Origin of the sequence: Halorubrum ezzemoulense DSM 17463, assembly GCF_002114285.1 — an archaeon.
Taxonomy (GTDB): domain Archaea; phylum Halobacteriota; class Halobacteria; order Halobacteriales; family Haloferacaceae; genus Halorubrum; species Halorubrum ezzemoulense.
The window spans coordinates 141,178-153,528 of the sequence record NZ_NEDJ01000001.1 but is presented as its reverse complement, the minus strand read 5'-3'; the positions used below and the strand labels follow the sequence as shown (position 1 = coordinate 153,528).

Sequence of the window (12,351 nt, the reverse complement as noted above, 5' to 3'; positions counted from 1 at the left end):
CGTGGGCCCGGAGATGTGTGTAAGCGCCAGGGCCGTTCTCCTATCTCCGGGCCCTCCTCCCGGCCGCCCCCGCGCGCTTTCAGGCCGCGCCGTTCCGCTCTCGAAGCGCTTACCCCCGTCCCGGGCCGACTGCGGGTATGAGCGACGAGACCCGCGTCGAGTGGCGCGACTGGGGCCCCGAGGCGTTCGCCGAGGCCGACGAGCGCGACCGCCCGGTGCTGCTCTCGCTGTCGGCCACCTGGTGCGAGGGCTGTCACGAGATGGACGCGATCACCTACGCGGAGCCGCGGATCGCTGCCAACGTCAACGAGGGGTTCGTCCCCCTCCGCGTCGACGTCGACCGCCACCCGCGGGTGCGCGAGCGCTACAACATGGGCGGGTTCCCGACGACCGCCTTCCTCACGCCCGAGGGGAGACTGCTGACCGGCGCGGGCTACCTCGACGTCGACGGGATGCGGCAGGTCCTCGAATCGGTCCGACAGATGTGGACCGACAAGGGCCGCGACGCGGGGCGCGTCCCCCGGGCGCTCGACGCCGACCTGCCGCCCCGCGGCGACGTGACCGACGGGATAGAGAGCCACCTCGCCGGGCAGCTAGAGGCGAAGTACGACGCCGAGAACGCCGGCTGGGGGACAGACGCGAAGTTCCCGCTCCCGCGGACCGTCGAGTTCGCGCTGAAGCGGGACCGGAACCGCGCGCTCCGGACGCTCGACGCGGTCCGCGACCACCTCACCGACGACGTCGACGGCGGATTCTTCCGCTACGCGGGGACGTCCGACTGGGGGGACGTCGCCTACGAGAAGCCGCTCGACACGAACGCCGCCGTGACCCGCGCGTTCGCGAACGCCTTCCTCTACACCGGCGACGAGGCGTACCTCGACCCAGCGCTCGACGCCGTGGACTTCCTCACCGACGACCTCTGGACCGGCTACGGCGTCGGCGGCAGCCTCGGTCCCGGGCTCGGCCGCGCCTACTACGCCGCCCCCGCCGAGGACCGCGCGGACCTCGACGACCCCCGCCGCGACCTGACCGTGTTCGCCGGCGGCAACGCGCTCGCCGCGGACGCGCTGTTCGCGGTGGCCGCCTACACCGACGACGAGGGGGCCCGCGAGTACGCCGACCGGATCCTCGACGGCCTCGAACGCGACCTGATCGACGCCGACAGCGGCGCGGTCACCCACTACCGCGGCAGCGACGAGGCCGGCGAGTCCGACCTGTTGGAGGACGCCGCCCGCGTGGTCGGGGCGTACGTCCGCGCTGCCGGCGTCCGCGGCGAGGGGGCCGACGTGGCCTGCGCGGTCGCGGACCGAGCGATCGACCGACTCCACGTCGAGGGGTCGTTCGTCGACGGGCCGCGCTCGGGGGCGGGACTGCTCGACCGGTCGTTCCGCCCGCTCGACGCCAACGTCGAGATGGCGACGGCGCTCCTCGACCTCGCGGCGCTCACCGGCGAGGACCGCTACCGCGAGGTCGCCCGCGAGACGGCCGAGGCGTTCGCCGGCGCGACCGAGCGCCTGAGCGTTCAGGTCGCCGCGTACGGGAGCCTCGCCGCCCGGCTCCGGCGCGGCACGACCGTCATCGCGGTCGGGACCGAACCCGGGAGCGACCTCCACCGCGCCGCGTGGCGGGTCGCCGACCACGAGAAGGTGATCGCACCGAACGCACACGAGGCCGACGCGCCCGCGCCGCGGACGGTGCCGGAAGGAACCGCGGTCGTCCTCGCGGGCGACGAGACCTCCGAGCCGGCGGAAACGCCCGACGAGTTGATGCGTCGCGTCGGCGACGTCCTAGCGTAAGCCGCGCCGATACGCCGGGCAAAAATCGCCGCGTCGCGCCGGTGGCGGCGAGGACGCCCGATCAGTCGGTCCGGATCGTAAACGGGCGACGCGTTTATACGGGTGCCGCGGCATCCCCGGGTATGGCATCTCTCCGCGACCTAGGGCTCTCAGAGTACGAGGCCCGGGCGTACCGCGCGCTCCTCCGGACCGGTCCGACGACGGCGAAGGACCTCTCTCGGGCCAGCGAGGTCCCGATGGGGCGGATATACGACGTGCTCAACAGCTTAGAGCAGCACAGCCTCGTCCGCAGTCAGGCCGCCAGCCGACCGAAGAAGTACGTCGCGGTCGAGCCCGACGCCGCGCTGGACCGCCTGCTCGACGAGAAGAAACAGGAGCTGCGGACGCAGGCCGAGCAGTACGAGTCGGTGGTCGACGACCTCTCCGCCGAGCTCGACGCCGGCGAGCCGGTCGACGGCCAGTTCTGGACCGCGGCGGTCGGGGCCGAGGAGGCGACGGACCTCCTCTTGGAGCGGATCGCCGCCGCGGAGCGCAGGGTGGTCGTGGTCGCGGGCGCGCCGGCGACTGGCTTCGACCTCGGCACGATCGGTGAGCGCGTCACCGCCGAGCTGGAGTCCGCGCTCGAACGCGGCGTGGAGATCCGGGTGCTGCTGTCGCCGGCGACGGTCGACGAGCTCCCGCGGAGCGTTGGCAGCCGGTACACCTCCGAACTCGCCGACATGGACGGGTTCGAGGTCCGGACGTCGCCGAACGTGGACGGGACGTTCAACGTGTTCGACGAGATCGAGGTGTGCATCGAGGTGCCACACCCCCTGTCGGCGGACGAGCCGTTCGCGATGATCGACGTCAAGGACATCGACTTCGCGACGAGCGTGAAAGAGCAGTTCGAGCCGCGGTGGGCGGAGGCGGAGCCGCTGACGTTCGGGTGAGCTGACACCGAGACGGGACGCGGCGCGCGGTGCGAGACGCTTAGCGGCCGAGTTCGCCGCGCAGGTCGCCTAGTCTGACCTCGCGTTCGGCGTGGGCGTTGTGCTGGTGGATCGACTCGTCGTTCGACTGTTTCATGCGGATCACGGCGTCGTCCGAGAGGTGCGGGAACTCCTCGACAGTGCCCTCGGCGAGCGCGCGGACGCAGTCCTCGACGAACTTCGCGTCGGCGTGGGCCTCGTAGGTCATGTGGTCCTCGTCGGGCCGCTTCGCCATGTTGTAGATGCGCGCGCTCATCGAGTCCCGGGCGACGTCGATCACGTCGCGGAGGTCGACGTCGGGGTGGCCGTCGGTCGTGATCGTCAGGGTCGCGTGGCCGCGCTGGGAGTGGCCCGGTTGCGGGACGGCGTCCAAGAACTCCTCGGTCGTCTCCTCGTCGATGCCGAGTTCGGCGAGCTTGTCGCGGGCCCGCGACTCGCTCATCCCCTGCGAGCAGGGGCAGACGGTCATCCCCGTCACTTCGGCGCCGATCTCCTCGCGCGTGCCGTCCTCGGTCGCCTCGGCGCTGGCGACGATCGTCGCCGTACTCTGCGTCTCGATGTCGGAGGCGGGCGTGTTCTCGCGGGTGACGAGCTCCGCCGTCATCGACACCTCGGCGGTGGTGGTGTAGTCGTGTTTCTCGAGGAGTCGCTCGGCGGCGTCGCCGCAGACGTCCTCGACGCGGTACGCCTCCTCGCGGGTGATGTCTTCGAGGATCTCGTCGACCGTCGCGAGGTTCCGCGACATGTCGATCCCCTTGCGACCGCTCGGGAGGTCGACGAACACCTCGAACTCCGCCATGAGGACGATGGGTCGCTTGTCGCCGCGCGCCAGCTTCACGAGCTTCTCCACGCCGGTGACCCCGACCTGCGACAGCCCGACGGTGACGTCGGGGGCCGAGGCCTGTACGTCCGGCAGCTGATGACTCATTACGAACATGATAGTGACTCTCGGGATTAGCCCTTTCGGAAGGGGGAGGTACGTCGGGTAGTCGCGCGCGTGCGTCCCGGCCGCGCACGACGCGAAAGTGAGGGGCACCGCCGATCCGCGCGTGTGAGACCTCCACGCCCCGCGGGCCGTAACGCACGATTTATAACGGCGGCAGCGGAAGGTATTCCAAGACCATGCCGAGTTCCAATGGGCCGCAGAAGGCGACTCGCGACAAGCTCTCGAACAAGCCCCGCAACCGCGGCACCTCCCCGCCGCAGCGAGCGATCCAGGAGTTCGAGGAGGGGTCGCAGGTCCACCTCAAGATCGACCCGAGCGTCCCCAAGGGGCGCTTCCACCCGCGCTTCGACGGCCGGACGGGCACCGTCATCGGCAAGCAGGGGTCGGCGTTCAAAGTCGAGATTCCGGACGGCGGCAAGACGAAGACGCTCATCGTCACCGCCGCTCACATGCGGGCGCAGCAGAACTGAGATGACGATCTTCAAAGAGAAGCTCGACGAGGAGTACGTCACCACCTCCGAGGCGAAGGAGATCCTCGTGGAGATCGAAGACGAGCGCGCGGCCGACGAGGACCGCGATCTCCGCTACGAGCTTGCCCGCGCGATCGAACACGTCAACCGCTTCGCGGACCTCGACGCCGACGAGTCCCGCGAGCTCGTCGAAGAGCTGACCGACCTCGACCAGGTCGACGTGCCGACCGCCGTGAAAATCACCGACCTACTCCCGGAGGACCGCACGGAGCTCCGCTCGGTGTTCGCCCAAGAGCGCTACTCGCTCGACGGCGAGGAGCTCGACGAGATCCTCGACGTCGTCGCGAAGTACGCCTGACCGCGAGATTCTTCCGGCCCGGTGGGGGGTCCGTCGCCACGTTTTTTCAGATTTCCGCCCGTATGTCGAGCCGCATGTACCAGACCACCCTCGTTCCGACCGGCGCGGGCGTCGCCGCCCTCGACGCGGTCGACGACGCGATCGACGTCACGGCGGCCGACGGGACGGTACACGTCCTCGGCGTCGTCGCGGAGATCCCGATGTACGACCGGTCCGGCAAGCCGGAGAAGTTCGACGACGACGACCCCGAGCGCCGCGACGAGCTGGAAGCGGCGGTCGACCGGGTCGCGACGGCCGTCGCGGACGCCGGCATCGACAGCGAGACCGCGGTCGAGTCCGGCGTCCCGGCCCACGAGATCGCGGCGTACGCCGACGCCGTCGACGCGGACGCCGTCGTGATGGGCAAACGCGGCCTCGACGCGGCGGCCGGCGACCTGCTCGGGAGCACGACCGAGCGCGTCATCCGGAACGCCGACGCGACGGTCGTCTCCGTCCCGGTCTCCGAGTGAGCACGCGCGGCCGCCCCCGCCCCGCGTCGTCGGCCCCCGTGCGTCACCGGTTCCGGCCGGTCTCAACGGCGATCGTCCCGAAGAGCCGCTGATCGCGCTCCCGGACCGCGGCGCCGTCGTCGAGCGCGCGACGCGCGGCGGCGGTGCGCTCCGCGAGCCTGCCGAGCGGGTCGTCGCCCCGCGCGTCGAAGAGGCGACCGTTCACCGCCACGAACGCCCGGAGCGCGGCGTTCGCCGCTCCGTTCCCCTCCGGGACAAACGCCGCGACGACGACGGCGTCCGCGAGGTCGCACCAGCGGCTCACGACCCGGTACGGGTCGGCGAACAGCGACGTGACGAACGTCGCGAGGACGCCGTCGGCGGCCGCGACGGGCGGGCGCTCGGCGTCGCCCTCGACGAGCGAGACGTTCCCCCAGTCGTGCCGCTCGACGAGCCCGGCCGCGCGGTCGAGCATCCGCGGCGAGACGTCGACGCCGACGACGCGCCCGCTCGGCCCCACCGCGTCGCGGAGCGCGGGGAGGTTCACTCCCGGCCCGCAGCCGAACTCGACGACCGTGTCGCCGGGGGCGAGGTCGAGCGCGCGGACGCAGGCGGCCCGGACGCCGCCGACGGACGCCGTAGCTCGCGCGAACCAGTCGTAGACCCGCGCCCACGCGTCGTAGCCGCGGCGGATCCGACGCAGTCGACGCGGATCCGTTTCCGGATCGCCGGCCACCACGGAGTCGCCGTCACGGTCCCGGGTCACGAGTCGACGCCGACGGCCGCCGGCGGGGTCTTCGGCCACCACCGCGCCGGCCCGTCGCGCGCGACCGTCGAGCGACACCGCTCCGAGTCCGTACAGCCCCGCGGCCGCTGGTAGGCGATCCCCCGCTCGGCCAGGTACGACACGTACCCGTCGTCGACGCGGTCCAGCTTCTCGTGACAGACCCACCGGTCGCCGCACGTCCCGGCGGCGACGCTCCGGTACGGGCAGGTGAACGTCGTCTCCTCGATGCCCGCCTCGGACGCGGTCTCGTCGATCCGCCCGCCGACGGAGCGGTACGCCAGCCGGAGTCGCCGGACGACCGCGCTCGGCGACGACGCGCCGAGGAACAGGACGTGCGCGAGCGCGTATCCGAAGTCGTGGAGCAGCCGCTCGCCGCGCGTCAGCGACGCTCGGTCCCCTTCCAGCCGCGTCCGGAGCGTGCCGTACCACTCCGCTATCTCGCGGACCTCGTCGCGCAGCGCCGCCGCCTCCGCGAGCGCCTCTCGCCGCTCCGTCAGGGGCGTCGGCCCGTCGGAGAGGCGGAACGACGGCACCGCCTCGACGTGTTCGAGCACGCGCTCGCGGAGGCAGTCGCCGTCCGCGTGCGCCGCGGCTCGGCGGCGGAGCTCGGGGTACCAGTCCCGCGTCAGCGCGCCGTACGCGCCGTCGAGGAGCTCGTCGACCCGTGCCGCGTCCTCCGCTCCGCTCGCTCCGCCGCGATCCGTTCCGCCCGCCCCGGCGGTCCCCCCCGGGAACGCCTCGACGAGTCGCATCACCGCCGCCGGCTCCGGTTCTGCCATGGTATCACGTATCACTCGACGCTATTGAATCCGCCCGGCGGCGGCCGCCGTCGCCGCGGCCCCGGCAGCGGTTTTTTCACCGCTCGGAGCGTTAAACGATACATGGACAACGCCGACGGCGACGGGACGCCGGAGGACGACCGAACGGGCGGCGACGCCGCCGCGGACGCCGGGGAGACGCCGGACGAAGACGCCGCCGGCGACGGCCGGGACGGACCGACCGCCGTCCTCCTCGACGTGCTGCCGAACGGGCGTCCCGACGACGACCGCCCGCAGTCCCGCAAGTCGCCGGTGGCGTACGGGCTCGGCGACGACTCGTTCGCGCTGTACGAGCTGATGCTCGCCGCCGACGCGGACGTCTCCGTCGGCGACCGGCTCGGGCTGGACGGGCCCAACGTCGGCCGCTACCGAGAGGTCGCCTTCGACGGCCTCACCCGGAACGCGGCCGCGGAGATCGAGTACGCGGCCGGGGCGATCGTCGAGGCCGACGAGGAGCGGTTCGTCGACTTCTACAACGAGGCGGGCCCGATCACCCTCCGGCTCCACCAGCTGAATCTGCTGCCGGGGATCGGCAAGAAGCTGCGGAACGACCTGCTCGACGAGCGGAAGCGCGGGCCGTTCGAGAGCTTCGCCGACGTCGAGGAGCGCATCTCCGGGCTCCACCGTCCCCGAGAGGTGATCCTCGAACGGATCGTCGAGGAGATCCGCGAGGACGACCTGAAGTACCGGACGTTCGTCGGCCGCGAGGAGTGAGCGACGGGCGGCCCGTGCCCCCCCGCGACCGTGGGCACGACCGGGAGTCGCCGCGATCCGCCGCCGCGACGCCCCCGAAACGAGACTTTTACCCGAACACCGCGTGTATCCCGGCCATGACCGACTCACCGACGGGTGAAGCCGCCGGCTACGGGAGCCGCGATCCCGACGCGCTCGCGCGGCGGGCCGGCGCGCGGGCGGACCCCGACCGCGACCAGCACTTCCTCGTCGACGACCGGGTCCTCGACCGGATCCCCGGCTACCTCCCGGCCGACGCCGACGGGAGTCACCTCCTCGAGATCGGCGGCGGCGCGGGCGCGCTCACGGACCGCCTGCTGGCGGCGGCGACGGCCGACGGGACCGCGGACTCCGGCCGCGTCACCGTGATCGAGTGCGACGGGGCGTTCGCCGACTTCCTCCGCGAGGAGTTCGCCGCCGCCGTCGGCGACGGCCTCCTCGACGTGGTCGAGGGCGACGCGCTCGACGTCGACCTCCCGCCGTTCTCGGCCTGCGTCGCCAACCTCCCGTACGGCGTCTCCTCGGAGATCGCCTTCCGCCTGCTCCCCGAGAAGAAGCCGCTCGTGTTGATGTTCCAGGCGGAGTTCGCCGACCGGATGGTGGCGTCGGCGGGCGAGTCCGAGTACGGCCGCCTCTCGGTGTCGGCGCAGCACTACGCCGACGTAGAGATCGTCGAGCGCGTCCCGAAGGAGGCGTTCGACCCGCAGCCGGCCGTCGAGAGCGCCGTCGTGCGCTGTGCGCCGCGGGACCCCGACTACGTCGTCGGCGACGAGGCGTTCTTCCTCCGGTTCGTGAAGGCGCTGTTCACCCAGCGGCGCAAGACGGTGCGGAACGCGGTGCGGAACACGGCGCACATCTCCGGGCTCGACGAGCCCGAGGCCGTCGTCGACGCGGCCGACGAGGAGCTGTTGCGCAGTCGCCCGGGGAAGCTGGACCCGGCGGCGTTCGCCGCGCTGGCGGAGCTGGCCCGCGAGCGCGGCTCGCCCACGGGGGCGTGACATGACCGGGTGGATCGGCCTCGTGGCGGCGGTTCAGCGCGCGCTCACGGGCAACGCGGAGCGGTTCGCCGCCTCCGCGGGTATCGTCGCCGCCGTGCTGATCGTCCGGTACCTCACGCGACGGCTGCGCCACGGCGACCGAGACCTCTCCTCCACCCAGCGGCTCCTGCTGTCGGCGGGGGTCGGCGTCGCCACCGCCGCAGGGGCGATCACGCTGATCGCGGTGTGGGACCGGAGCGGCGCGCTCTTCGAGACGGCGCAGTCGGCGCTCAGCGCCGATCAGGTGTCGAACGTCGTCCTCAGCGTGATCCTCTTGGCTATCGCGTACGCGCTCACCGACTTCCTCGGGGGCGTCATCCGCGAGATCGGTGCGGAGAGCGCGTCGATCTCGCAACACCAGCAGGAGGTGATCCTGCGAATCACGCAGCTGACCGTCTACACGTCGGCGGTCCTCGCGGTGGTGGGGCTGTTCACCGACAACGTCGGCAGCCTCCTCGTCGGCGCGGGGTTCCTCGGCATCGTGGTCGGCATGGCGGCCCGCCAGACGCTCGGGGCGATACTGGCCGGGTTCGTGCTGATGTTCTCCCGGCCGTTCGAGGTCGGCGACTGGGTCGAGATCGGCGACCACGAGGGGACCGTCACCGAGATATCGATCATGAGCACACGGCTCCGGTCGTTCGACGGCGAGGTGATCACGATGCCGAACGACGAGGTCCGGTCGGGGTCGATCGTCGACCGATCGCGGCGGAACCGGCTCCGGGTGGAGGTCGAGGTCGGCGTCGACTACGACACCGACGTCGAGCGCGCGGTCGCGGTCGTCGAGGAGGCGGTCGCGGGCGTCGAGGACGTCGCCGAGATGCCCGAGCCGAACGCCGTGACGAAGCGCTTCGACGACTCCGCGGTCGTCCTCGGCCTGCGCTACTGGATCCGCAACCCGAGCATGCGGAAGCGCTGGCGGACCCGGACCGCCGCGATGAACGCGATGAAGGGCGCGCTCGAGGACGAGGGGATCGTCATCCCGTTCCCGCAGCAGACGCTCTCCGCTCGCGCCGAGGGCGCCTCCGGGCCGCAGTTGGACGCGGCGGTCGAGGGCCGGGCGGCGACGCGGCCCGGCTCCGCCGACCCGAACGGCGCCGATGTCGACGCCGACGACGCCGGCGAAGCGACCGACGGCGACGCCGGGGAGGCCGACCGATGACCGACGACGCGAGCGAGGGCGACCTCGCGGCGCGCCGGGGTCTCGACGACGCCGTCGTCTACCAGCCGGCCGAGGACTCCGGCCTGCTCGCGGAGGCGGCGGTCGCGGAGGCGCGCGGCCGCGTGCTGGAGGTCGGAACGGGGTCGGGCTGGGTCGCCGCGCGGGTGGCGAGCGAGCGCGACCTCGACGTGGTCGGCAGCGACCTCAATCCGCACGCCGCGCGACAGGCGCGCGACCGCGGCGTCGGGGCCGTCGTCGCCGACCTGCTCTCGCCGTTCCGCGCGGACGCGTTCGACACGGTGTGTTTCAACCCGCCGTACCTCCCGACCGACCCCGAAAACGAGTGGAGCGACTGGATGGAACACGCGCTCTCGGGCGGCGAGTCCGGCCGGGAACTCATCGAACCGTTCCTCGCCGACGTGGGGCGCGTCCTCGCGCCGGGCGGGGTCGTCCTCCTGCTCGTCTCCTCGCTCACCGGGTACGAGGAGGTACTCGCACTCATCGAGGAGGCCGGGTTCGACCACGAGGTCGTCGTCGAGGAGTCGTTCCCCTTCGAGACGCTCACGGTACTGGCGTTGCGTCGGGCGTAGCGGGGTCGCTCGGCAACTGATTACTACAAAACATAACGCGCATTAGCAAATATTATACGACGGTATATCCAACGATCGGTGATGACCGAACGTGTCGCGGCGACGCCGGGGCTGTATCCGCTCCCGGACCGGGCGAAAGAGACGCTCTCGGACCTGAAGGGCCACCAGAAGGGGGACCTCCTGAGCGGCGACGAGAGCGAGGCGATCGTGGCGGCGTACGACGAGGTGCGCGCCGAGTACGTCGACGACCAGCTGGACGCCGGCCTCGACCTGATCTCCGAGGGGCAGGGCCGCTGGGACGACATGATCGCGCACCCGCTGACCGTCAGCGACGCCGTCGAGACCGGCGGCATCGTCCGGTACTACGACAACAACAACTTCTACCGGGACCCGCGGGTCGTCGACGACCTCGACTTCTCGGGCGACGTGGCGGGCGAACTGGAGAAGGCGACCGACCTGCTCGCCGACGCCGACGGGGTCGACGACGCGTCGCTCGCGGCGACGCTTCCCGGGCCGTACTCGCTCGCCGACCTCGCGACCGACGAACACCGCGGCGACGAGGCCGATTTCCAGGCCGCCATCGCCGAGTTCCTCGCGGGCGAGGTCGAGGCGTTCCCCGACCACGAGACGCTGTTCCTCCTCGAACCGTCGCTCATCACGAACCCGCCCGCCGAGGGCGAGGAGGCGGGCGCGACGGACGCCATCTCGACGGTCGCCGACGCGACCGACGCCGACGTGGTCGTCCAGACGTTCTACGGCGCGCTCGGCGAGAAGCTGTACGCGCACCTCGTCGACGAGGCGGGCGCGGACGCGCTCGGGCTTGACCTCGTCGCCGGCGACCGGGACGACACCGTCTACAACGTCCAGGAGTTCGGCTCGACCGACTCGCTGTCGCTCGGGCTCGTCGACGGGCAGAACACGCTGGTCGAGGAGCCGGAGACGATCGCGGAGCGCGTCGAGTGGTTCGAGTCGCAGATCCCGCTGGAGGGGTTCGACCGGACGTACCTCACGCCGAACACCGAGCTGTTCTACCTGCCGACGAACAAGTGCCGCGCGAAGCTGAACGCCCTCGCCGACGCCGCGGAGGTGCTCGATTAATGGTCCGAAACCCGTCCGCCAACCGCGACCAGTTCCGTCCGGACGACCACCCGAACGACGCGTTCCTGCTCACGACCGTCGTCGGCTCGTACCCGAAGCCGAAGTGGCTCAACCGCGCCGACGAGCTCGTCGACGACCCCGACTCGAAGTTCGACGAGTCCGACCTCGAAGAGGCGCACGACGACGCCTGTCGGCTCATCACGCACGAACACGAGCGCGCCGGGCTCGACACGGTCGTCGACGGCGAGATGCGCCGCAACGAGATGGTGGAGTTCTTCGCCGACCGCATCGACGGCTACGAGTTCAACGGGCCGGTGAAGGTGTGGGGCCACAACTACTTCGACAAGCCGAGCGTGGTCGAGGAGGTCGCGTACGACGAGCCGTGGCTCGTCGACGAGTTCGAGTTCACCTCGAACGTCGCAGAGCGCCCGGTGAAGGTCCCGATCACGGGGCCGTACACGCTCGGCTTCTGGGCGTTCAACGAGGCGTACCCCTCCACCGAGGAACTCGTGTACGACCTCGCGGACCTCGTCAACGAGGAGGTTGAGAAGCTGGTCGAGGCGGGCGCGCGCTACATCCAGATCGACGAGCCCGCGCTGGCGACGACGCCGGAGGACCACGCCATCGTCGGCGAGGCGCTCGAACGCATCGTCTCGGGCATCGACGAGGACGTCCGGATCGGCCTCCACGTCTGCTACGGCGACTACTCGCGGATCTACCCCGAGATCAACGACTACCCGATCGACGAGTTCGACGTGGAGCTGTGTAACGGCGACTTCGAGCAGATCCCGACGTTCACCGACCCCGAGTTCGAGCCCGACCTCGCGCTCGGCGTCGTCGACGCCCACACCGCCGAGGTCGAGCCGGTCGAGGAGATCAAAGCGAACATCCGGCAGGGCCTCCGCGTCGTCCCGCCGGAGAATCTCACGATCTCGCCCGACTGCGGGCTGAAGCTCCTCCCGCGCGACATCGCGTACGGCAAGACGGAGAACATGGTGACCGCGGTCCGCGAGGTCGAAGCGGAGATCGACGCCGGCGACATCGACCTCGACAACCCGCTCGCGGACGACTGATCCGCCGACGCTATTTATAAGAAGTCGCCGC

At 71.3% G+C, this 12,351-nt stretch carries 14 protein-coding genes; 11 read left to right on the top strand and 3 right to left on the bottom strand.

The features are described from left to right. The first annotated feature begins 137 nt into the window (after positions 1-137). Both B9H04_RS00800 and B9H04_RS00795 read left to right on the top strand, forming a co-directional pair. On the top strand, positions 138-1,796 hold the full coding sequence (locus B9H04_RS00800; RefSeq protein ID WP_049930417.1) for a DUF255 domain-containing protein: 1,659 nt from the start codon (positions 138-140) through the stop codon (positions 1,794-1,796). Positions 1,797-1,918: 122 nt separating this feature from the next. Further along, entirely contained in the window at positions 1,919-2,725 is an 807-nt protein-coding gene (locus B9H04_RS00795; RefSeq protein WP_049930418.1) for a TrmB family transcriptional regulator, read from the top strand. Positions 2,726-2,765: 40 nt separating this feature from the next. On the opposite strand, the gene mptA is transcribed toward B9H04_RS00795, so the two are convergent. Next, positions 2,766-3,692, bottom strand: coding sequence for a GTP cyclohydrolase MptA (gene mptA, locus B9H04_RS00790; RefSeq protein WP_049930419.1), 927 nt, complete (start codon positions 3,690-3,692; stop codon positions 2,766-2,768). 194 nt (positions 3,693-3,886) lie between these two features. Here mptA and B9H04_RS00785 point away from each other — a divergent pair, with 194 nt between their 5' ends. The 3 genes from B9H04_RS00785 (at position 3,887) to B9H04_RS00775 (ending at position 5,047) form a co-directional block, all read left to right on the top strand. Continuing rightward, entirely contained in the window at positions 3,887-4,180 is a 294-nt protein-coding gene (locus B9H04_RS00785) for a 50S ribosomal protein L21e (RefSeq protein WP_049930420.1), read from the top strand. A gap of 1 nt (position 4,181) precedes the next feature. Continuing rightward, a complete protein-coding gene (locus B9H04_RS00780; protein ID WP_049930421.1) occupies positions 4,182-4,538 on the top strand; it encodes an RNA polymerase Rpb4 family protein in 357 nt (118 codons plus the stop codon). 74 nt (positions 4,539-4,612) lie between these two features. Further along, positions 4,613-5,047 (top strand): universal stress protein, encoded by a 435-nt coding sequence (locus B9H04_RS00775; RefSeq protein ID WP_085682358.1) that lies wholly within the window; start codon positions 4,613-4,615, stop codon positions 5,045-5,047. A gap of 43 nt (positions 5,048-5,090) precedes the next feature. Here the strand turns inward: B9H04_RS00775 and B9H04_RS00770 are convergent, their stop codons facing one another. Together B9H04_RS00770 and B9H04_RS00765 are read right to left on the bottom strand one after the other, a co-directional pair. After that, positions 5,091-5,831, bottom strand: coding sequence for a class I SAM-dependent methyltransferase (locus B9H04_RS00770; RefSeq protein ID WP_049930684.1), 741 nt, complete (start codon positions 5,829-5,831; stop codon positions 5,091-5,093). Next, complete coding sequence (locus B9H04_RS00765) at positions 5,789-6,592, bottom strand: hypothetical protein (protein WP_085682357.1); 804 nt, start codon at positions 6,590-6,592, stop codon at positions 5,789-5,791. Before B9H04_RS00765 ends, B9H04_RS00770 begins: the two co-directional genes overlap by 43 nt. A gap of 102 nt (positions 6,593-6,694) precedes the next feature. Between B9H04_RS00765 and B9H04_RS00760 the strand changes: the two genes are divergently transcribed. From B9H04_RS00760 to B9H04_RS00735, 6 genes are all read left to right on the top strand, one after another. After that, positions 6,695-7,345 carry a DUF655 domain-containing protein gene (locus tag B9H04_RS00760; RefSeq protein WP_085682356.1) on the top strand — a complete coding sequence of 217 codons (651 nt, stop codon included), beginning with the start codon at positions 6,695-6,697 and terminating at the stop codon, positions 7,343-7,345. A 116-nt stretch (positions 7,346-7,461) separates the two neighbouring features. Next, positions 7,462-8,361 (top strand): 16S ribosomal RNA methyltransferase A, encoded by a 900-nt coding sequence (locus B9H04_RS00755; RefSeq protein ID WP_049930426.1) that lies wholly within the window; start codon positions 7,462-7,464, stop codon positions 8,359-8,361. Position 8,362: 1 nt separating this feature from the next. After that, positions 8,363-9,559 carry a mechanosensitive ion channel family protein gene (locus tag B9H04_RS00750; protein WP_049930427.1) on the top strand — a complete coding sequence of 399 codons (1,197 nt, stop codon included), beginning with the start codon at positions 8,363-8,365 and terminating at the stop codon, positions 9,557-9,559. Further along, positions 9,556-10,149, top strand: a complete 594-nt coding sequence (locus B9H04_RS00745) for a HemK2/MTQ2 family protein methyltransferase (RefSeq protein WP_049930429.1) — start codon at positions 9,556-9,558, stop codon at positions 10,147-10,149. Before B9H04_RS00750 ends, B9H04_RS00745 begins: the two co-directional genes overlap by 4 nt. Positions 10,150-10,230: 81 nt before the next feature. Continuing rightward, positions 10,231-11,247, top strand: a complete 1,017-nt coding sequence (locus tag B9H04_RS00740) for a 5-methyltetrahydropteroyltriglutamate--homocysteine methyltransferase (protein ID WP_049930431.1) — start codon at positions 10,231-10,233, stop codon at positions 11,245-11,247. Continuing rightward, a complete protein-coding gene (locus tag B9H04_RS00735) occupies positions 11,247-12,320 on the top strand; it encodes a methionine synthase (RefSeq protein ID WP_049930433.1) in 1,074 nt (357 codons plus the stop codon). Before B9H04_RS00740 ends, B9H04_RS00735 begins: the two co-directional genes overlap by 1 nt. The last annotated feature ends 31 nt before the right edge of the window (positions 12,321-12,351 follow it).